Consider the following 19524-nt stretch of genomic DNA (forward strand, 5'->3'; position numbering starts at 1 on the left):
AAGGGGATGTGATGAAATTTTTATTACTTATAGCGATAATGAGTACATTATTGTTGGCTGAGATTGGTAAGGTAATTGTTGTAAATGGTGAAGCATCAATTGAGCGTGATGTAAAGGTTATTAAAGTGAATAATGATATGGGACTTTTTAAGCAGGATATTGTTGAGACTGGCGATGGTCGTTTACAGATGCATTTTAATGACAATAGTGTAATAAGTCTGGGAAAAGAGAGCCGTTTTATAATAGAAGAGTATCTATATGTAAACGATTACAACAGAGTCGCTGCGACTTTTAAGATTGAAAAGGGGTTTGTTAAAACAATTACTGGTGCTATTGGAAAAATGATGCCAGAGCTCTTTGTATTTGAGACTTCTACAACCAAGATTACACCAAACGGTACAATTTGGAGCGTAAAAGTTGATGAAAACAGTGAAGAATATATCGTTAATGAAGGGAAAATAACGCTCTCTTTTAATGATAATAAAGAGAGAGTTATAGAGCTTAATGCCGGGGAGTCAATGATTTTAGAAGTAGGATCATTGGGCGCAAATAAAGTAGTTAAAGGCTTTAAAAAAGTTAAAATTGCCAAAAATGATAAGAAAAATTCTAAAGAGGAAAGCAGCTTAAATGAAGAGAGTGTGTATGAAAATAGTGTTGAGCAGAATAATGCAGTTATTATAGAAGATAATAATATAAATGAAGGTACTATTGTAAATGAACAAGGCGAGATTGTAGAGGACCCGACTTCTATTGATGATGGAAATAACGGTCACGGAAATGACCCTGATGGCATTGATCCCAGCAATCCAGGGAAAGGGAAGTCTAAATAGCTATAAATAAGAGAGATTATGTTTAAATCGTTGTTGCTTTTTTATAATAAGTTGAGTATCGCTAAGAAGCTTCAGTTTCTTGGTTACTCATCAGCTCTCATTGCTTCAACTGTTGTTTTATCTTTACTTTTTATATTTCAGTACACAAGTGAGAGACACTTGACGGTTGAGCAATCAAAAGTATTTGCTAAGATTCTAGCGGATAATATTGCTCCATCGGTAATTAAAGATGATGTCATAGCCATCTCAAATACACTTGCATCTATAGAGTATAACGATAAAATTAATCAGGCATTTGCTTTGAATAAGTCATGGAAAATGTTAGGTGCCTTTCATAAGGGTAATAATTTTGTACAACAGCATAAGATTATTCCTATAATTATAGAAAATCAAAATTTATGGAAAGATGGTTTTTTCTATTCAGTAGTTCCCATTATAGCGGGTAACATTAAGTTAGGACATCTTGTAATTGTATCTTCATTGGATGAGTTTTATGTCAGAATTGTTAAACACTATGCTGTGATTATTTTTATTATTATTATTGCACTATTGAGTACATCAAGGTTTAGAGTTATTTTACAACAGTCTATTCTTCAACCAATTGCCAGATTGGATGAGGTTACTACGCAAATTATTAAAACAAAAAATTTAAATCATGATATTCCAGCTTTTAACAATGATGAAATAGGTGATTTGGCAAAAAATTTCAAACATATGATTAGTGAGTTAAACAATTATAACAATGAGATTAATGCACAAAAAGACACATTGTCTTATCAGGCAAACTACGATTCATTAACAAAACTTCCAAACAGAACACTTTTTTATGATCGACTAAACCAAAGCATATATAAAGCTAGTCGTAATAGTGAAAAATTTGCCATATTTTTTATTGACCTTGACCAGTTTAAAGAGGTAAATGATACATATGGTCATGAATATGGTGATAAACTACTTATAAAAGTCGCTAATCTCTTACAAAATATAATGAGAAAAGATGATACATTGGCTAGACTCGGTGGGGATGAATTTATAATTATCATGAATGATATACAAAAATTTCACTCTGCTTCAGTTCTTGCTCAAAAAATACTTGATATATTTGGAACTAGAATAGAAGTTGAAAAAGAAGAACTCTTTATTACCTGTAGCATTGGTATAAGTATGTACCCGCAAGATTCAACTGATCCAAATGAGCTATTAAGACATGCAGATATTGCAATGTATCGTTCAAAAAGTGATGGAAGAAATGCTTATAATTTTTATGTAGAAGATATGACTACAGAGGTGTTGCATCGTGTTGATATGCAGGTTAGAATTCGTAGGGCATTGGAAGAGAAAGAGTTTATAGTCTATTATCAGCCACAGTACGATATGCGAACTGATGTTCTTATTGGCATGGAAGCGCTTGTTAGGTGGCAGGACAAGGAAAGAGGACTAGTGTTTCCAGGGGACTTTATTGATTTAGCGGACGAATTCGGTATGGTAGTAGGTATTAATCGACAAGTGATGAATATGGCTATGATACAGGCAAAAGAGTGGCATGATCAAAATCTTGACTTTGGCCGTATCTCCATAAATATATCTATTGAGCAGATTGAAAATGAAGACTTTGTAAGTTTCATTCAAAGCATGCTATTAAAAACAGGATGTAGTCCAGACTGGATATGTTTAGAGCTAACCGAAGGGCAGTTAATGAGCAATGCGGATACCGCCATCTCTGTTCTTACACAGATTAGTGATTTTGGAATAAAAATAGCAATTGATGATTTTGGAACTGGGTATTCATCTCTGGCATACCTAAAACATCTTCCTATTGATAAGATTAAAATTGATCGCTCCTTTATTATAGATATTACAACAAATAATGACGATGCAGCGATTGTTGATGCTATAATAGCTGTATCAAAGAGCCTAAAACTTGGTATTATCGCAGAGGGTGTAGAAACTGTAGAGCAAAAAGAGTTTTTAGTTTCTAGAGGGTGTTATGATGTACAAGGTTATCTCTATGGACGCCCTGTGGCGGCCGATGAGATTAGAACAAAACTGATTTCATTGTCTTGATAGTTATTGAACTATATTAAACTGCTTTTTATAAGCTTCTTCAAATGATAAGGTTCTGTCTTTGTAGTCTATCAAATCGCCTATCTCTATCTCAATAATGCGTTGCTCTTTAGGATTTTTTACAGCATCCATAAGTATATCGTTTGCTTTTGAGCGTATAAAAACAGGAAGTATAGGAAGTCTGTTTTTGATTGCTATAATTTGAGCACCCTCTTTAAACTCTGCTATAGGCGAGTCTGTTTTATTTCTAGTTCCCTCAGGAAAAATATATATAGAGTTGCCCTCTTTCACGCAAACTTTTATATCTTTAAAAAAGTCACTCATCTGCAAGGCTTCGCGGTCAAGCAAAATTGTTCCACCATTTCTAGTAAACTTACCAAAAAAAACTGAATTGTATAACTCTTTTTTAGCTATCCAGTGACCAAAAATAGTGCTGTTTTGTGTTGCTAGTTCAACAATAAGAGGATCTATAATAGTCCTATGGTTTGAAGTTAGAAGATATTGCCCATCTTTTGGAATCTTATCTTCATTTATAACTTTTACTTTAATATTTAATTTGCCTAATATTTTATTTGCATAATCTATACGAATTTTTTTTCTATCTATAGAATTGTTTATTTTTGTAAGTTTAAACCCATAGTAGTTTGTAACAATTATTGAATATATTGCCATTTTTATTTGGTTGAGTGTCAAAAGGTCGTTCCTCTAGTTAGCTTTGATTATTTTTTTTGTCTCTCTTGGAATATGGGCAAAAGGGAGGCTTTGCATGCCTGCTTTTACTCCATTTTCAACAACCATAACGTCTACCGTCATAAGTGTTGGTAAAAACCTTATAACTCTATAAGAGATTTTCTCTATATTAAAAGTTATATTTTGGTCAGATAGTTCTACGCTTTTTTTCTTTTTTGCCATAACTTAGTCCTTTAAGTAGATTCCGGTATCTTTTACTTCTATCTTCCCAGCATCAACTAATGTCGTAAGTGAGCGTTTAAAATCTTTTTTGCTTAATCCAAAAACACTTTTTATAAGTTCTGCATCACTTTTATAGTTGTAGGGCATACTTCCGTTGTTCTCTTTTATAAGTGCTATAACTTTATCTGAAGAACCACCACTTTGTTTTGCACCAGGCTTACGAAGGTTAAGGTCAATATTTCCATCACTTCGAATAGTTTTTATAAATGCAGTTTTCTCATCGCCAAGTTTAATCTCTTCAAAGATGTCATTATGATAAATAAGACCTTCATATTTACCTTCAACGATACACTTAAACCCTAGTGGTGTTTTAGAAATAACAGAAATTTTTACTTCTTGATTAGGCTTTAGACCTTTTACTCTTCGCTCAAAAAAGTCACCTAGTTTTTCAGTTCCAACTAAACGGTGAGTTCTCTCATCATAAACAACTCTTAAATATCTTCTATCGCCAACTTTAAAAGGCGTTTTTTGAAACATATTTGGGACAAGCAGGTCTTTACTCAGACCCCAGTTCATAAATGCACCAAAAGGAGCTACATCTACACACTCAAAAAAAGCAAACTCATCAAGTTTAGCTACTGGTGTAAGTGTCGTTGATACAAGTCTGTCTTCTGAGTCGTTATAAATAAAAACTTCAAGAAGGTCACCTTCTTTCATATCGTTTGTTAAGTATGGGCCAGGGAGTAGGACATCGTTACCATCTTGTGCCATCATATATGCGCCAGGTGTAGTAAGTCTATCGATTACGAGTGTGTTTATTTTTCCTAGTTCTAGGAAGTAGTCTTGTTTCATGGTATTTCCGTCATTTTAAATTAAGTATGACATTATATCTTCTTATTGAATTTTGTGCTATTATTACTTGCAAATAAGGAGTTTCTGGTGAAAAAACGAACTAAAATATTAGCTACTGTTGGTCCAGCATCTGACAGTTTAGAAAAAATAGAAGCATTGGTCCGTGCAGGTGTAAATGTTTTTAGGTTAAATTTCAGTCATGGGACATACGAGTATCACTTTGGTGTTTTAAGTAAAATCAGACAAGTGATGCAAAATACAGGGCTGATTGTAGGGGTACTTCAAGATATTAGCGGTCCTAAAATTCGTATAGGCGAACTTGAAAGTGACTTTGAACTTCAAGAGGGGAATACAATACTTTTTCATAAAGATACTATTGTCGGCAGATGTATTGACATAGGAAGATATGAAGTCTCAATCAACTACCCTGAAATTTTATCACAGTTACATGTAGGAGATTATATCTATCTTTACGATGGTATTATCAGAACAAAAGTTATTACATGTAACGATGAAAATGTTGAAGTAATAGTTGAAAATAATGGAACTCTTTCATCAAAAAAAGGTGTTAATTTTCCAAATACTGAGCTGGGCATAGATATATTAACAAAAAAAGACAGAGCAGATATTGAGTGGGGCGTAAAAAACGATGTCGATTTTATGGCTATATCTTTTGTTCAAAATGCAATAGATATGACAAACGCAAGAGAGATAGTTAACAAGCACGGCGGTAATCAGATGCTTATAGCTAAGATAGAGAAGTTTGATGCAATAAAAAATATTGATGCAATATTAGAGGCTTCTGATGGCTTAATGGTAGCACGTGGAGATTTAGGGATAGAAGTTCCATACTATGAAGTGCCGAACCTTCAAAAAATGCTTATCCACAAGGCAAATTTGGCAGCAAAGCCGGTTATAACCGCTACTCAAATGTTACTCTCAATGACACACAGCGAGAGGGCTACAAGAGCGGAGATAAGTGATATTGCAAATGCAGTTCTTGATGGAACAGATGCTGTAATGCTCTCAGAAGAGAGTGCAGTTGGAAATCATCCTGTGTTGGCTGTAAGGACAATGTTTGAGACAATCAGAGAGACGGAAAAGTCTTATGCTTACCACAGAGAGTATGACCAAAAGCATGATGATGTTACAAATGCCATAGATGAATCTGCTGTAAAATTAGCAAAAGATTTAGAAGTAGATGCTATATTCGCTGTGACTGCAACTGGGAGTTCAGCAAGGAGTTTGTCAAAATATAGACCAAAATCAACTATATATGCAGTGACTCATGATGACAAAGTTAGGCACCAGCTTACACTCTCTTGGGGCGTTATTCCTGCTTTTTCAGTAGAAAATATATCAATAGGCAGAACTATCAAAGATATTATGCAAAAAGGTTTAGACGATAAAATATTAGACCTTAAAAAAAGCTATATACTTACTGCCGGAGACCCAGTAGGTGGCACCGGCTCAACCAATACAATCCGCTTTTTAAGAGAGCATGAGATGGAGTTCTTTAGAACATTAGAGATTTAGTAGATGTTTTGAAAAATATCTACATGTAGGCTTTCTACATGTAGATAATTAAGTTAGTGAGCCAAAGAAATTTGCTAACAAAAACAGGAAAGTTAGCTAAATTTAGAAGTGCCGTTATTTACTAAAAATGAAAGTTTGCACCAACATATAGTTTTGTTGTATCTTCAGTAGTTGATACAGTAACCCCAATAATTTGGATATCTTGCCATTTTCTATATTGAAAATCAACACCTGCAATTATTTCAAAAGATGGAACTATTTTATACATAACACCACCGCCAATTTTCAAACTGAGTTCTGCTATTGAACTTTCATCATACCCTTCAACGCTCATCCAACCATAGCCTAAACCAACTTGGAGAAATGGAGAAAATTCAGGTGTTACTTCAAAACCTTTTATCACATCAAAACCTATCTCATTTAACGCATCATTTGTGTTATCAAAAAGTGTTTCATCATAAGTTTCTCTTTGAAAATAACCTTGAACCCTCCAGCCATTATTACTAACAGTACCAAATTTCAATTTAAAGCCAGAACTATCGTCATCAAAATCAGCTGAACCAAAACCATTAACATCAAGAGTAAATGAGTTACTGTTGCTTGCAATATCTAAACCGATATATGTACTTGGCTCTTCTGCCATAACTTGTGTAGCCAATAAGCTACTTCCTAATAGTGCTGTTGCGATTAATCTTTTCATTTTTTTCCTTTGATTTTTTTATTTAGCATAGAGAATATTAAAATTATTCTCATGTTATTTGTCTAATTTTTTAATATTACCTATAGATAGTGTTTTCACTCTATATTTACCACCAAGAATACCTATGTCACCGTAAAGCTTATTTCTAGCATACAGCACACCCATTTTAGGTTCTTGTTCTAAAAATACAATATCACCAGCTTTAAGGTCAATGTCTATTGCATCCCAATTTTCTGCTAAAGATAAAATTTTATGCTTACCTGGAGTAACATTAAAGTAAATATACTCTTGCCCTTTTGTGTATCCCATTTCACTAGAATCCATTTTATCATCAATGTATACATTGAATTTTATAGCCATACCTAGAAATTCTGGCCGAACCACATATACTAAGGCTTTACCTTCTTCTGGTAATTTAGGTAAAGTAAACCCTGCAACCTCCTTTTCCATTACATCTACTGGTGGTAAAGCTTTCTTGCCACATCCTGTAAATACTAGAACTAGTCCAATTAATAACACAGCTTTTAAAATAAAAACTTTTCTCATTTTTTTCCTTTTGTAATAAAGATTTGTTAATATATCAGCAATAGTGATTTATTAACCTTAAATAACAAGCCACAAGTAGCATATTAACAGTAAGAGTTACTAATGGTGACTAACAATAATTAATATTGTTGCCCAATTGTATCTAGAAAAAATTTTATCTTGTTAAAATTGCCATTTCACAGCAAATAAAAAATAAAAATATAGGGAGGGTAAATTTACACTTTGTATTATTTACATGTAGAAAACCTACCCTCAACTAAAGAGGACTTCTACATGTAGCTAAATTAAGTCAGCGAAAGCAATACAACCAAAAGAACAGGCGGAGTAACTATCAGCCCAAATTTTGAGTATGACCAGAAACTGATATTTACACCTTTTTTGCTTAGTGTATGAAGCCAAAGCAGAGTTGCTAGTGAGCCAAACGGTGTCATTTTAGGACCAAGGTTGCATCCTACTATATTTGCATAAATCATCGCTTCGTTCGCTATATCTGTCAGTGCTATGTCCATAACCATAATAGTGGGCATGTTATTCATAAACGCTGATAAAAATGCTGCTAAAAATCCAGTTCCTACAACCGCAACAACTTCGCTTTGAGAGTTGAGGTAAACTAACACTTCTGTTATGTAGTCAGTTAGTCCTGCATTTTTAAGTCCGTAAACAACGATGTAAAGACCAAGAGAGAACCATACGACCTGCCACGGTGCTTCTTTCATGATTTTCTTTGGTTCTACTGTTTTTGCAAAACTTGCAATTGCTAAAAATATCACACCACCGCCAAGAGCAAAAACAGATACCGGAATGTTATATGCGTCACCTATGAAATACCCCGCGAGCAGTATTGCAAGGAAAAACCAAGAGAAGTTAAACAGTGCTTTACTTTTTATAACATCTTCAGGATTTTTAAGAAGGTGGATATCTACATGTAGGGGGATATCTTTTCGTAAAACAACCCAAAGAACAATCATACTCGCAATTACACTTACAAAGTATGGCAAAATCATATTTGAGATAAACTCAGCAAATCCTATATCAAAGTAGTTAGCTGTAACAATGTTTGTAAGGTTTGAAAATACAAAAGGGAGAGAGGCACTGTCGCTTATAAATCCGCCAGCCAGTAAAAAGGCCAAGATTGTTTTTGTGTTTAGTCTTAAAATCTTCATTTTAGCGAGTAAAATAGGAGTCAAAATAAGTGCCGCACCATCATTTGCAAATAGTGCAGATACAATTGCGCCAAGTATGATAGAGTAGAAGAACATCTTATGTCCGCTACCATTTGAGAATTTAGCCATCTTAAGTGCTGCCCACTCAAAAAAGCCTATCTCATCTAAAACCATAGATAGAATAATTATCCCTATGAAAGCTAGTGTGGCATCCCATATAATGTCATAAACTATCCAAACATCACTAACACTGACAACACCGGCAATTAGTGCTGCAACAGCGCCAATAACAGCAGTGGTTCCAATCTGAAGGCCGCGAGGTTGCCAGATTACAAAAAGCAGGGTTATAAGAAAGATTATAGAAGCTACTAACATTATAGACCTAGTTCCATTCTAACAATTGGAGTTAATTCCATCTTGATTAGTTTTAGTGTCTTAAGAAATGCTGAGTAATCTTTCCCATCAGGGTCTTCGTAGCCTACATGTATGACTTTTGTATTTTTCGGAAATACAGGACATGACTCCATAGCATTATCGCAAACAGTCACGACTAAATCAAAATCTACATGTAGAACTTTGTCTAATGTTTTTGAGTGATATTTATCATCCCAAGAGCCATCCTCTTGCAAGACTTTTTTTGCATTTGGATTTACTTTTCCGCTTGCTTTTACACCAGAACTCTGTGCCTCAACACCATCAAGATATTTGTTTAACACAGCCTCTGCAATGATAGAGCGACAACTGTTGCCTGTACAAAGAATTAGAACTTTTTTATTCACTTTTACACCCTTTATTTAATTTAGGAACTTTTATATCTGAAAAACTAATCTCTTTTAAAATAGATTGTCTAAACTCATCCATTGGACTTTTTATACTGTAAAATGCCCATCTTCCACGTCTATCTACTTTTAAAAAGCCACCATCTTTTAAGATTTTCAGATGTCTTGATATACGAGATTGAATCATCTCAAATGAGTTTTCAATATCACATACACACACTTCACCATTAAGTGCTATGAAGTGAAGTATCTCAACCCTTGTCTTGTCATTTATGGAGCTGATCGTTTTAAGAAATATGTCCATAAGTTTAATTTCCTTTTTAAATTAAAGAAATTATATCAGGAAATAATTGATATATCAAGATATATTGATATATAAAAATAACTCTTTTCTTAAGTTTTTTAATTTATCCTGATTCTTAGTATCAAAATAAGCTGACTAGGATAGTATACCGTTATAAATATCAAATTAAGGAATATATTATGTTTAAAGTAATCGTAGAAGAAGAGTGTGGGTGTTTCAAGAGAAGTAACCTAGTAAATGGTATCGAAGTTGGATCTAAAGATGATGCTCTTATGAAGTCAATAGAGATGAGAGATCATATGAACGATGAGTTTTGTGGAAAACACAACTTTAAAGTTCAAGAAGCTGGAGATAGCTTTGTTATAGCTTTTGCTGAGTCAACAAGTAATGGCTGTTGTGGCGGAGGATGTGGTACCCACTAGGGAAACCGCTAAACCTCTTCAACTCTATTGCGGCCATTTTCTTTGGCCAAATAGAGAGCTCTATCAGAACGGACATAAAGCTTGTTCGCATCATCATCATTAGACATATTTGTCATACCAATACTAATAGTAATATGAATTAACTTATCACCTATCTTAAGTGGATTCTCCTCAACAGTTTTTCGAATACGCTCAATAATATTCTGCGCTTCATCACTCTCTTTTGTCTCAATCAGGACTAAACCAAATTCCTCTCCACCTATACGAGCGAAAATATTTTCTTTTCTTATAGTTGAAGATATTAGTGCAACAATATGCTTGAGTGCTTTGTCCCCTACATCATGTCCCCATGAGTCATTTATATTTTTAAAGAAATCTATGTCAATCATTATAAGTGCCATACTTGTGTTGAAGCGCTGACAGCGATCTATTTCCCTTTTTAGAAGCTCAAAAAAATATCCTCTATTCCAAATTTCTGTCAAAGAATCTGTGCGTGAAACTATACGAAGAGCCTTTTCTACCTCTATTCTTCTTCTTATCTCTTCTTGTAATGTTTGTGTTCTTTCATGTACTTTTTCTTCAAGCAAGTGCTTGTTTAAGTTGACTCTTTTTACCATATCGTTAAAAGTGTCAAAAAGATTTTTTAAAAGATTTCTGTGATTATAACTTATTGCTGCGTTGGTAAATCCATTACCAAATCTCTGGGATGCCTTATTAATAATGTCTAGAGGAATAATAAAGTGTCTCATAGTCAAATAACCACTTATCACAAAGAGGAGAGTTACAAATAGTACTAGAATGAGCATGGTTTGATAAAAAATAGATTTAGCTTCGCCTAAAATACTTTTTTTTGGTACATAAGAGACTAGCAGCCAGCCATTAGATTTAATTTTTGACACGAGTAGTAACTTGTCATTGAAAAATGGAATGGTACTGCTCCACATCTGTGTGTTGATATTTTTTAATACATCTACGCTTGATATAAGTTCATCACCAAATTCATTGAGATAATTGTACTTAGAAACAACAATATCTTTTAAGCTATTTTTTTAGAGTTCTCAAGTGTTCTATAATAAAAATTCCCTCTATACTTATGCGCACTTTGCTCCTCTACTTCACTCTGGTAAAGCTTGTCACTTGATGAAATTACTTTTCCATGTTTTGATATTAAAAATGATACGCTTCCTTCATAAACGCTTGTAGCGTCTAGGACATACTCTTGCATTTTATCTAGGGTAATATCATGTGAAGCCACGCCTAATAGGTTATCACTATCATCATAAACAGGATAAGAAGCAGTAACAAGAATTCCACCACCAACTAAGTCATAATAGGGCTCCTCCCAGCCAACGCTTTTATTTGTAAAATTGGCTGCATTATAAAAATGCTGCTCAGTAGGCTTGTAAGCTTCACTTGCATTTATAAATGGCACATACGGGTAAATAAGTAAAAAATTGTTTGCTGTTGTAAAGTAAATCCATGAAAAATTAAAGGAGTTATATATGGATTCAAGAGCTGGGGATAGGTGATGAAAAATATTTAATTCTTTAGTTATAGTTTCGCTATTTTGGTTTAAATTTGAAAGTATTATAGATGCATGGTCAGATTGAAATAGGTAGTCTTCCTTTATTATGGAAGTATTGTAAAAAGTTATTTTGTCGTTTTTAATAGCCTTATACTGATAGGTTGAGGGACTGTTAAGATGTTTATTCTTCTGTGAATATAGCTTTTTGTAGCTTTTTCCAAGTGATTCAACACTAGTGCTGACATATTGCAAGTGAGTTTCGACATTTTTTACCGCTAGAGAGTTAATTGTAAGTAGATTTTTGTAGGCATATTTTTCATTTAACTCAACAAAAAGGTTATGCGCATAATATACACTTAACACAATAGCAGAAAAAAGTATAATGTAATTCAAAAAAAATATGCTTTTTACATTATTATCTATAGTCATTACAAAACCCCTAATATCTATACATAACAATGATATATTGATAAGTATTAATTATAGGTAATTTTAATTATTTAGTTTTTGTGCATAATAAAAAGTTATTGAAATTGTTTATTCATCGTAAAGGTAAAATTTATTATATTTAATCATTGATGATAGTTGTTTTGGATACTTTTCTCCAAGTTCGGAGTAATCATCAAGTTCTTTGACTAGTTTATAAGGGTCGTCAGTTTTCATCTTTAACTCTCTGAATTCTTTAAAAGCAGATGAGCGGGCTAATGTTATATAGTAGTCCCTCACCGAGTCCACAACAGTTGAGTATTTTTTAAGCCAAACCTTTTTATCGCCTCTTTTTTCTAGTGCTGCAATTCTTGGCTCATGTTTGTTAAATGACCAAACGCCAAACAAATTATTTGCCTCTTTGTAAAATCTTGATGTAATCCAAGCACTCTCCATTGCAGCCTGACTTATAGCAATGCTTTTAGGGTGTGGTTTTAGAGCCATAAGTAACTCTTCATCGCTGGTCACTTTATACATCTGTTTTAGCTCTAAAATTTTTTCTATTGAGCTGTTATTCTCAAGCAGGTTAATTGTCTCTTTGTATTGCAAATCAAGTTCGTCATAGACTAGGTCCACTGCAGGTACTATTAAGTCTAGAAATAGCTCTTTTTTATTTCTTACATCTGTTTGTTCAACTATTTGCTCTTTTGTAACTATCTTTTTTTCAGCTATTTTTTTTTCAGCTATTTTTGCTTTAACGGTATCAGTACTTACCTCTTCAGGTTCTCCTGCATCATAAATAAAAAATATTAATAGAGGAAGTAGAGCTATTAGTATAAGGTTCTGTAAATTTCTTTTCATAATAAAAACTCCATATCTAGCTTTTTACTGTAAGAACTAAGCATTGCTTTTTCGAAATCATTGTTAGTAGAGTATTGATAACCAAATGTTTCACTCCACATTTTATGCTCTTCCATGCAAAGATAAAAGAAAACATCTTTATGCCAAGGAGTAAAACTTTCATAAGCGTGCTTAAACATCTCCACTTTTATTACATGTGGGTATGAACTTTTACCACTAGCGTCCTCAAAAGGCATCTGAGTTATCTTACTTTTAAACTCCCTTTCTCTGAGTTGTTTTATAACTGGTTTTATAAAAGTAAGTGTGCCAAAACTCACAAGTGCAACTTCACTTGTCTTAAACTCCTTAATAAGTCTATCATAAACACTCTTATACTCATCAAGGTAGTTTTCATACTCCACAATAGGGTGAAAGTGAAAACCGACTTTTACACCTTTGTCCGCCACTCTTCTAGCTGCATTTATCCGCTTATCAAGTGAAGCCGCCAAGTGCTCTTCGTTTTGTATAATTGTTGGAGTATTAAGTGACCATGTACAGATTATATTTTTTGGCACTGCATTCTCTAAAAAGTACTTTATATTGTCAGACTTTGTCTTAAACTCTAAGATTACATTTGGATTATTTCGAGCAAATTCAAACAGAGCATCTAAAATGCCCTCACGATTACCCCACATAAGTGAGTCGGAAGCCTGACCTGTCCCAATATGGTAAGTTCTATTTTTATCAAGGTTTAAATTTTTTAACTTATTAGCAAAATTGCTGTCAAAAGTTATAGTATTTTGGTTGTAAAAAGATTGAATAGAACAGTAAGAGCAGTCAAATCCACAACTCTCTACTGCATCAAGTGTTAAAAGATTACAACATCTAGTCTTCTCACTTGCAACCGGACAAAGCCCAAGCCCAAAACCATCTTTACCTTCTGTCTTAAAAGTGTACTTCTGCTCTTTGGCAATATTTTTAAGTTCAAATTCTTTATATGAGTTAGGTTTACTTCGCAACTCTTCGTAAGCTTTTTTAAGTCTGGCAAAAACAACTTTCTTCTGCTCGTGTTCAGGAAATATCTCTATGATATTTCTCTCATTCCACATGTCAAGATCTCTGGCAATATCAACAATCTGCTTTATCTCAGAAAATGTGAACTTATGCTCTATAGATTTATTCTGTATAAACTCTTGGCAGGAAAGTGGAAGTTTGGAATAAATGGTATTTTTAACAGAGTCGTTAAATTTATCTAAATATGAATTCATGATGGAATTTTATCTAAATCTTTAAAAATATAAATTAATCGATTTAATATTACATTTTGTCATATTTTTAAAGTTTAGATTATTTTTGTAATAACATATAATAAAAAAGAGTATCAAATGACTTTAGGAAAATGCCCATATTGTAATGATGGAAATATAGAAGTTAGAGATAAAGAAGTAAGTGGAAAAAAAGTAAAACTTTATGCCTGCTCAAATGCAAATTGGAAAACAGAAGATGGAGAGATGTTTGAATTGACAGAGAGTTCTACATGTGACTTTAAAATCTGGCAGAATTCACTAGCTAGATATGGAAAGTGGCTTTCATATAAAGAGGTAAGAGAACTGATTGAGGATGAGAGCATAGAAGTAGAGTTGCTAAGTAAAAAATATGGAAAAAAAGTTTATTACAATAAATATATAACTCTAAGCCAAGAGTATGGAGTTACTGTTTTGTGGGACTAGATAAATAAAACAAACTAATTTAGCAAACTTAATAAATCTTTTACATTTATTTGGGTACAATCCTCATCCGCTTTGCTGTTTTAACATAATAGTTGAGTATTTCTATCTTTATATACATATATATAGATAAAAGTATTGGTAAGGTAAATATTCTCATCGTAAGGTGTAGCTTTAGTGACTGAGTGAAAACTGGAATTATTCAGGTTTTACGAGAATAATATATCTGCCTACATGCGGCAAAGATTTAATTATAGGAGCTTTCTATGAAAGTACGTGCTTCAGTTAAGAAGATGTGTGATGATTGTAAAGTTATCAAGAGAAAAGGCATTGTAAGAGTAATCTGCAAAGTCAAAAAACATAAACAAAGACAAGGATAATCATGGCTCGTATTTCTGGTGTTGATTTACCTAAGAAAAAAAGAGTAGAGTATGGTCTAACATACGTCTATGGTATTGGTTTACATGCATCTCGTCTAATTTTAGACGCGACAGGTATAGACTATAACAAGAGAATATTTGAACTTTCTCAAGAGGATATAGCAGCAATTACTAACGAAATTCGTATCAACCATATGGTTGAAGGTGATTTACGTAAAAAAGTAGCTATGGATATTAAGGCACTTATGGATTTAGGTTCATACCGTGGTCTTCGTCACCGTCGTGGTCTTCCATGTCGTGGTCAAAAAACTAAGACAAATGCGCGTACTCGTAAGGGTAAACGTAAAACTGTCGGCGCAGCGTAAGGGATAACAGATGGCAAAAAGAAAAGCTGTTAGAAAAAAAGTAGTAAAGAAAAATATTGCACGTGGTATCTGCCACATTGCTGCATCATTTAACAATACGCTTGTAACTATTACAGATGATATGGGTAACATGATTGCTTGGAGTTCTGCTGGAAGCCTTGGCTTCAAAGGTAGTAAAAAATCTACTCCATTCGCGGCTCAAGCAGCTGTTGAAGATGCTGTAGCTAAAGCTCAAGTACATGGTATAAAAGAACTTGGTATTAAAGTTCAAGGTCCTGGTTCAGGTCGTGAAACAGCAACTAAAGCTGTAGGTGGAATCGAAGGTATTCGTGTTACATTTATGAAAGATGTTACTGCATTACCACACAACGGTTGTCGCGCACCTAAGCGTCGTAGAGTTTAAGGAGATTACTGATGGCAAGATATAGAGGTCCAGTAGAAAAAATCGAAAGAAGATTTGGTGTATGTTTAAACCTTAAAGGTGAGCGTCGCTTGGCAGGTAAATCTGCATTAGAAAAACGTCCTTATGGTCCTGGTCAACATGGTCAACGTCGTAAGAAAGTTTCTGAGTATGGTTTACAATTAAATGAAAAGCAAAAAGCAAAATTCATGTATGGTGTTTCTGAGAAGCAATTCCGCGCACTATTCGTTGAAGCTAAAAGAAGAGAAGGTAATACAGGTACAAACCTTATTACTTTAATTGAACAAAGACTAGATAACGTTGTTTATCGTATGGGATTTGCTTCAACTCGTCGTTTCGCTCGTCAGCTTGTTACTCATGGCCACTTTTTAGTTGATGGCAAAAAACTTGATATCCCTTCTTACCGCGTTAAGCCTGGTCAGAAAATAGAAGTTCGTGAGAGCAGCAAAACTAATGTTCAAATTGTTCGTGCAATCGAATTAACTAACCAAACTGGTTTAGCTCCATGGGTTGACATCGATGCTGAAAAAGTATTTGGTATATTTACTCGTTTACCTGAGCGTGAAGAAGTTGTTATCCCTGTAGAAGAGCGTTTAATCGTTGAACTTTACTCGAAATAATAGTTAATAAAAGGCGTTAGAGAATGAAGAAAATAAAAACTACTCCACTTGCTCCTCAAGAGTTTGAGGTAGAACAGATTAGTGAGAATGAAGCTAACATTATAGCATATCCGTTTGAAACAGGGTATGCTATCTCTTTGGCTCACCCACTTCGCCGTTTTTTATTAAGTAGCTCAGTTGGATATGCTCCGATAGCTATAAAAATCGAGGGTGCTAAGCATGAATTTGACTCAGTACGTGGTATGCTTGAAGATATTTCAGACTTCATATTAAATCTTAAAGAGATTCGCTTTAAATTAAATGATGAAGTTGCAGAAACAGAGATTAACTACAGCTTTGCTGGTCCTTGTACTATAAAGGGAAGCGATCTTACAAATAATGAAGTAGAGATAGTAACTCCAGATTCTCACCTTGCTACATTAAATGAAGACTCTACCCTTAACTTTAGCATCAAGATAGCAAAAGGTATTGGTTATGTGGCAAGTGAAGACACTCATGATGAGTTAGAAGATGGGTATATAGCACTAGATGCTTATTTTACTCCTGTTCGTAGTGCAACTTATAAAATAGAGAATGTACTAGTAGAGGACAATCCTAACTTTGAAAGAGTAATTCTAAATATTAGAACTGATGGACAAATTTCTCCATTAGAAGCATTTAGAAATTCATTGGAAGTTATGTATGCTCAATTAGCAGTATTTAATAGTGAGATTAGTGTTAAAGCTCCAACTACTATAGAAAGAGTTGAAGAGAGCCCTGATCTTAAAAAATTAACTACACATATTGATAATTTAGGTTTAAGTGCAAGAAGTTTTAACTGTCTTGACCGCTCAAGCATTAAATTAGTAGGCGAAATAGCATTAATGAGTACAAATGATCTTAAAAATGTGAAGAACCTAGGTAAAAAATCATATGATGAAATTATTGAAAAACTTCAAGAGTTCGGTTTTGAAGTTGGTGGTGATATCGCAGATGATGTTGTTAGTGCATTAAAAAAGAAAATAGAAGCTTTATAAGCTTTTTAAATAGAGGAATTATAGATGAGACATCGTCATGGATACCGTAAACTAGGTCGTACAAGCTCACACCGTGCAGCTTTGCTAATGAACCTTAGTATTTCGTTAATAGAACATGGTAAAATTGAAACTACTGTTATTAAAGCAAAAGAGCTACGTTCTTATGTTGAAAAACTTATCACTATTGCTGGTAAGAATGATTCAAATGCTCATAAAGCAGTATTCGCGGCGCTTCAAAGTAAAGAAGCAACTAAAACTTTAGTAAACGAGATAGCTCCAAGGTATGTTGATCGTACTGGTGGTTATACTAGAATTATTAGAACTCGTATTCGTCGTGGTGACGCTACTACTATGGCATTTATTGAATTAGTATAGTTACTATTAGTTAGTATGCAAAAAGGAGCAAAAGCCCCTTTTTGCTACACTAACGCTGAGTTTTGCTCGGCACAATGCCTACACACCGTAAAGAGTGCTTCTTCAAAACTTCCAAATTCTAAAATACTTTAAAGAGAGACAAGCATTATGAGTAATTTCGCATTTGGAACATACAGAATCAGTGATTTAAACCCACAACATATAGAAAGCTTAAAAGAGGCTATTGATGCTGGAATAGCTATGATAGACACATCGTCTAATTATATGGATGGTGGTGCTGAAAGAGCTATTGCACTTGCCTTTAGAGATTTCGACGAAGATAGAAAAAATTTTGTTGAGATAGTAAGTAAATTTGGGTATATTCAAGGTGCTAATATGCTGACTCACAAAGAAGAACCTTTTGAGGAAGTAGTTGAGTTTAGTGAAGATTGTTTTCACTCTATATCAAAATCGTTTTTACATCAACAACTAACAGAATCTTTAAAAAGATTAGAGATGCAAACATTGGATTGTTATCTTATTCATAATCCAGAGTATTATCTACTTGATGCCATTAAAAATGGAGTTGATGAAAATGAAAGACTTGATGAGATGTATAGAAGAATAGAACTTGCGTTTGTCGGACTTGAAGAAGAGATTAAAAAAGGGCGAATTCGCTCATATGGGATAAGTTCAAACAGTTTTTCGGTTTCACATTCTAGCGATGAATTTCTAGCATATGAAGATTTAATAGTTTTAGCTGATAATGCAGCTGAGATTGTTGGAAATGATACAAATAGTTTTACAACAATTGAGTTGCCAATAAATATGCTTGAACAAGAGGGCTTAAAATGTGCAACATGGGCAAAGGAAAATGGATTAAGAGTATTGGCAAACAGACCACTTAATGCCAAAATGGATAATCTTATGTTTCGTTTAGCAGATTACGATGAGAGTAGAGAGTACTATAATTATCTTAATGAATTGATGGAAATTAGTGATAATAACGCATTAAGACCTTTTTATAATCTACTAGAACAACTAGATGCTTCAAAACATAAGTTTGGTTGGATAGGTGATTATGATTTATTTCTTTTCTCTCAAATTGTGCCACATATGAAAAAAACTTTAGAACTAGTTGATGGAGAAAACAGGGATGTAATGTTAAGTTTCATAGACTTATATCTTCAAGAGTATAGAAAAATGGTAGCATATGAGTGCTCTAAAAGCACAAAAATTCAATTAAAAGAGCTATTTAGCGAGTGTGATATATTAATGCAAGGTTGTGCGTTAAAGTTTTTAATGCAAAGAGATAACATAGATTATATTTTAGTTGGAATGAGAAAACCAACTTATGTTGGTCAAATTCTTGCTTTGGTAGAATAACTTATATATTTTATTACTTGTTAAGCGATTTTGTCATATCTTACAAGATATAAAATAGAGAAAATTAAAGGATAGGAATGATTCCCTTTACAGATGAAGAGTTAATGAGCCCAGTAGAGATTGTAATAGATAAGGTACGTCCGTCATTAGCGCTTGATGGCGGAGATATAACATTTTTAACAGTGAAAAATTCTAAGGTGTATGTTCAGTTAAAAGGCGCATGCGTAGGATGTGCAAGTAGCGGAACAACACTTAAGTATGGTGTAGAGAGACAATTAAAGATGGATATTCATCCTGAATTGGTTGTTATAAATGTGCCTATTGGCATGGAAAATGAAATAGATAATTTATAAAAT

The 19524-nt window shown here is 33.6% G+C and carries 25 protein-coding genes; 13 read left to right on the forward strand and 12 right to left on the reverse strand.

The window, feature by feature from the left end; genetic code table 11:
• Window positions 1-11 precede the first annotated feature (11 nt).
• On the forward strand, window positions 12-830 hold the full coding sequence (locus tag HUE87_RS01240; protein ID WP_194366945.1) for a FecR family protein: 819 nt from the start codon (window positions 12-14) through the stop codon (window positions 828-830).
• Window positions 831-848: 18 nt separating this feature from the next.
• Entirely contained in the window at window positions 849-2894 is a 2046-nt protein-coding gene (locus tag HUE87_RS01245; protein WP_194366946.1) for an EAL domain-containing protein, read from the forward strand.
• A 3-nt stretch (window positions 2895-2897) separates the two neighbouring features.
• Here the strand turns inward: HUE87_RS01245 and HUE87_RS01250 are convergent, their stop codons facing one another.
• From HUE87_RS01250 to HUE87_RS01260, 3 genes are read right to left on the reverse strand one after another with little or no spacing between them, the layout of a single operon-like run.
• Window positions 2898-3587, reverse strand: a complete 690-nt coding sequence (locus tag HUE87_RS01250) for a lysophospholipid acyltransferase family protein (protein ID WP_194366947.1) — start codon at window positions 3585-3587, stop codon at window positions 2898-2900.
• A gap of 12 nt (window positions 3588-3599) precedes the next feature.
• Window positions 3600-3806 (reverse strand): hypothetical protein, encoded by a 207-nt coding sequence (locus HUE87_RS01255; protein WP_194366948.1) that lies wholly within the window; start codon window positions 3804-3806, stop codon window positions 3600-3602.
• A 3-nt stretch (window positions 3807-3809) separates the two neighbouring features.
• A complete protein-coding gene (locus tag HUE87_RS01260) occupies window positions 3810-4658 on the reverse strand; it encodes a CvfB family protein (protein ID WP_194366949.1) in 849 nt (282 codons plus the stop codon).
• 87 nt (window positions 4659-4745) lie between these two features.
• Here HUE87_RS01260 and pyk point away from each other — a divergent pair, with 87 nt between their 5' ends.
• The gene (pyk, locus tag HUE87_RS01265) at window positions 4746-6194 is read left to right on the forward strand and encodes a pyruvate kinase (RefSeq protein WP_194366950.1); all 1449 of its coding nucleotides are present in this window, start codon (window positions 4746-4748) and stop codon (window positions 6192-6194) included.
• A 121-nt stretch (window positions 6195-6315) separates the two neighbouring features.
• Here the strand turns inward: pyk and HUE87_RS01270 are convergent, their stop codons facing one another.
• The 5 genes from HUE87_RS01270 to HUE87_RS01290 all read right to left on the reverse strand — a co-directional run bounded on the left by HUE87_RS01270 (window position 6316) and on the right by HUE87_RS01290 (window position 9686).
• A complete protein-coding gene (locus HUE87_RS01270) occupies window positions 6316-6894 on the reverse strand; it encodes an outer membrane protein (RefSeq protein ID WP_194366951.1) in 579 nt (192 codons plus the stop codon).
• Between the two features lie 54 nt (window positions 6895-6948).
• On the reverse strand, window positions 6949-7440 hold the full coding sequence (locus tag HUE87_RS01275) for a DUF2846 domain-containing protein (RefSeq protein WP_194366952.1): 492 nt from the start codon (window positions 7438-7440) through the stop codon (window positions 6949-6951).
• Between the two features lie 284 nt (window positions 7441-7724).
• Window positions 7725-8978, reverse strand: coding sequence for an arsenic transporter (locus HUE87_RS01280; RefSeq protein WP_194366953.1), 1254 nt, complete (start codon window positions 8976-8978; stop codon window positions 7725-7727).
• Window positions 8978-9382 carry an arsenate reductase ArsC gene (locus tag HUE87_RS01285; protein ID WP_194366954.1) on the reverse strand — a complete coding sequence of 135 codons (405 nt, stop codon included), beginning with the start codon at window positions 9380-9382 and terminating at the stop codon, window positions 8978-8980. The genes HUE87_RS01280 and HUE87_RS01285 overlap by 1 nt, the downstream gene beginning before the upstream one ends.
• A complete protein-coding gene (locus tag HUE87_RS01290; protein WP_194366955.1) occupies window positions 9375-9686 on the reverse strand; it encodes an ArsR/SmtB family transcription factor in 312 nt (103 codons plus the stop codon). Before HUE87_RS01290 ends, HUE87_RS01285 begins: the two co-directional genes overlap by 8 nt.
• A 179-nt stretch (window positions 9687-9865) precedes the next feature.
• Here HUE87_RS01290 and HUE87_RS01295 point away from each other — a divergent pair, with 179 nt between their 5' ends.
• Entirely contained in the window at window positions 9866-10108 is a 243-nt protein-coding gene (locus tag HUE87_RS01295; protein WP_194366956.1) for a hypothetical protein, read from the forward strand.
• An 8-nt stretch (window positions 10109-10116) separates the two neighbouring features.
• On the opposite strand, the gene HUE87_RS12580 is transcribed toward HUE87_RS01295, so the two are convergent.
• From HUE87_RS12580 to HUE87_RS01310, 4 genes are all read right to left on the reverse strand, one after another.
• Complete coding sequence (locus tag HUE87_RS12580) at window positions 10117-11007, reverse strand: GGDEF domain-containing protein (RefSeq protein ID WP_229855179.1); 891 nt, start codon at window positions 11005-11007, stop codon at window positions 10117-10119.
• A gap of 137 nt (window positions 11008-11144) precedes the next feature.
• Window positions 11145-12062: a cache domain-containing protein gene (locus HUE87_RS12585; RefSeq protein WP_229855180.1), complete on the reverse strand. Its 918-nt coding sequence runs from the start codon at window positions 12060-12062 to the stop codon at window positions 11145-11147.
• 108 nt (window positions 12063-12170) lie between these two features.
• Window positions 12171-12920: a glucosaminidase domain-containing protein gene (locus tag HUE87_RS01305; RefSeq protein ID WP_194366957.1), complete on the reverse strand. Its 750-nt coding sequence runs from the start codon at window positions 12918-12920 to the stop codon at window positions 12171-12173.
• Window positions 12917-14167, reverse strand: coding sequence for an SPL family radical SAM protein (locus tag HUE87_RS01310; protein ID WP_194366958.1), 1251 nt, complete (start codon window positions 14165-14167; stop codon window positions 12917-12919). Before HUE87_RS01310 ends, HUE87_RS01305 begins: the two co-directional genes overlap by 4 nt.
• Before the next feature lie 117 nt (window positions 14168-14284).
• On the opposite strand from HUE87_RS01310, the gene HUE87_RS01315 reads away from it, so the two are divergent.
• From HUE87_RS01315 to HUE87_RS01355, 9 genes are all read left to right on the forward strand, one after another.
• The gene (locus HUE87_RS01315) at window positions 14285-14629 is read left to right on the forward strand and encodes a hypothetical protein (protein ID WP_194366959.1); all 345 of its coding nucleotides are present in this window, start codon (window positions 14285-14287) and stop codon (window positions 14627-14629) included.
• Window positions 14630-14892: 263 nt separating this feature from the next.
• Complete coding sequence (gene rpmJ / locus HUE87_RS01320; protein WP_008338806.1) at window positions 14893-15006, forward strand: 50S ribosomal protein L36; 114 nt, start codon at window positions 14893-14895, stop codon at window positions 15004-15006.
• 2 nt (window positions 15007-15008) lie between these two features.
• Complete coding sequence (gene rpsM / locus HUE87_RS01325; protein ID WP_194366960.1) at window positions 15009-15371, forward strand: 30S ribosomal protein S13; 363 nt, start codon at window positions 15009-15011, stop codon at window positions 15369-15371.
• 10 nt (window positions 15372-15381) lie between these two features.
• Window positions 15382-15774 carry a 30S ribosomal protein S11 gene (rpsK, locus tag HUE87_RS01330; protein WP_194366961.1) on the forward strand — a complete coding sequence of 131 codons (393 nt, stop codon included), beginning with the start codon at window positions 15382-15384 and terminating at the stop codon, window positions 15772-15774.
• A gap of 11 nt (window positions 15775-15785) precedes the next feature.
• Window positions 15786-16412: a 30S ribosomal protein S4 gene (rpsD, locus tag HUE87_RS01335; RefSeq protein ID WP_194366962.1), complete on the forward strand. Its 627-nt coding sequence runs from the start codon at window positions 15786-15788 to the stop codon at window positions 16410-16412.
• A gap of 23 nt (window positions 16413-16435) precedes the next feature.
• Window positions 16436-17428 (forward strand): DNA-directed RNA polymerase subunit alpha, encoded by a 993-nt coding sequence (locus HUE87_RS01340; protein ID WP_194366963.1) that lies wholly within the window; start codon window positions 16436-16438, stop codon window positions 17426-17428.
• 24 nt (window positions 17429-17452) lie between these two features.
• On the forward strand, window positions 17453-17803 hold the full coding sequence (gene rplQ, locus HUE87_RS01345; protein ID WP_194366964.1) for a 50S ribosomal protein L17: 351 nt from the start codon (window positions 17453-17455) through the stop codon (window positions 17801-17803).
• Window positions 17804-17950: 147 nt separating this feature from the next.
• Window positions 17951-19168, forward strand: coding sequence for an aldo/keto reductase (locus HUE87_RS01350; protein ID WP_194366965.1), 1218 nt, complete (start codon window positions 17951-17953; stop codon window positions 19166-19168).
• A 77-nt stretch (window positions 19169-19245) separates the two neighbouring features.
• Window positions 19246-19521, forward strand: a complete 276-nt coding sequence (locus tag HUE87_RS01355; protein WP_194366966.1) for a NifU family protein — start codon at window positions 19246-19248, stop codon at window positions 19519-19521.
• The last annotated feature ends 3 nt before the right edge of the window (window positions 19522-19524 follow it).

Source organism: Candidatus Sulfurimonas marisnigri (genome assembly GCF_015265475.1).
Lineage (GTDB): Bacteria > Campylobacterota > Campylobacteria > Campylobacterales > Sulfurimonadaceae > Sulfurimonas > Sulfurimonas marisnigri.

Excerpts from the sequence above, each read along its gene's own strand:
- HUE87_RS01315 (WP_194366959.1), top strand. The coding sequence starts at position 14,285 with ATGACTTTAGGAAAATGCCCATATTGTAATGATGGAAATATAGAAGTT.
- HUE87_RS01275 (WP_194366952.1), bottom strand. The coding sequence starts at position 7,440 with ATGAGAAAAGTTTTTATTTTAAAAGCTGTGTTATTAATTGGACTAGTT.
- HUE87_RS01340 (WP_194366963.1), top strand. The coding sequence starts at position 16,436 with ATGAAGAAAATAAAAACTACTCCACTTGCTCCTCAAGAGTTTGAGGTA.
- rpsK (WP_194366961.1), top strand. The coding sequence starts at position 15,382 with ATGGCAAAAAGAAAAGCTGTTAGAAAAAAAGTAGTAAAGAAAAATATT.
- HUE87_RS01295 (WP_194366956.1), top strand. The coding sequence starts at position 9,866 with ATGTTTAAAGTAATCGTAGAAGAAGAGTGTGGGTGTTTCAAGAGAAGT.
- rpmJ (WP_008338806.1), top strand. The coding sequence starts at position 14,893 with ATGAAAGTACGTGCTTCAGTTAAGAAGATGTGTGATGATTGTAAAGTT.
- rpsD (WP_194366962.1), top strand. The coding sequence starts at position 15,786 with ATGGCAAGATATAGAGGTCCAGTAGAAAAAATCGAAAGAAGATTTGGT.
- HUE87_RS01255 (WP_194366948.1), bottom strand. The coding sequence starts at position 3,806 with ATGGCAAAAAAGAAAAAAAGCGTAGAACTATCTGACCAAAATATAACT.
- HUE87_RS01240 (WP_194366945.1), top strand. The coding sequence starts at position 12 with ATGAAATTTTTATTACTTATAGCGATAATGAGTACATTATTGTTGGCT.
- HUE87_RS01305 (WP_194366957.1), bottom strand. The coding sequence starts at position 12,920 with ATGAAAAGAAATTTACAGAACCTTATACTAATAGCTCTACTTCCTCTA.
- rplQ (WP_194366964.1), top strand. The coding sequence starts at position 17,453 with ATGAGACATCGTCATGGATACCGTAAACTAGGTCGTACAAGCTCACAC.
- HUE87_RS01290 (WP_194366955.1), bottom strand. The coding sequence starts at position 9,686 with ATGGACATATTTCTTAAAACGATCAGCTCCATAAATGACAAGACAAGG.
- HUE87_RS01350 (WP_194366965.1), top strand. The coding sequence starts at position 17,951 with ATGAGTAATTTCGCATTTGGAACATACAGAATCAGTGATTTAAACCCA.
- HUE87_RS01260 (WP_194366949.1), bottom strand. The coding sequence starts at position 4,658 with ATGAAACAAGACTACTTCCTAGAACTAGGAAAAATAAACACACTCGTA.
- HUE87_RS01280 (WP_194366953.1), bottom strand. The coding sequence starts at position 8,978 with ATGTTAGTAGCTTCTATAATCTTTCTTATAACCCTGCTTTTTGTAATC.
- HUE87_RS01355 (WP_194366966.1), top strand. The coding sequence starts at position 19,246 with ATGATTCCCTTTACAGATGAAGAGTTAATGAGCCCAGTAGAGATTGTA.
- HUE87_RS12585 (WP_229855180.1), bottom strand. The coding sequence starts at position 12,062 with ATGACTATAGATAATAATGTAAAAAGCATATTTTTTTTGAATTACATT.
- rpsM (WP_194366960.1), top strand. The coding sequence starts at position 15,009 with ATGGCTCGTATTTCTGGTGTTGATTTACCTAAGAAAAAAAGAGTAGAG.
- HUE87_RS01245 (WP_194366946.1), top strand. The coding sequence starts at position 849 with ATGTTTAAATCGTTGTTGCTTTTTTATAATAAGTTGAGTATCGCTAAG.
- HUE87_RS01270 (WP_194366951.1), bottom strand. The coding sequence starts at position 6,894 with ATGAAAAGATTAATCGCAACAGCACTATTAGGAAGTAGCTTATTGGCT.
- HUE87_RS01310 (WP_194366958.1), bottom strand. The coding sequence starts at position 14,167 with ATGAATTCATATTTAGATAAATTTAACGACTCTGTTAAAAATACCATT.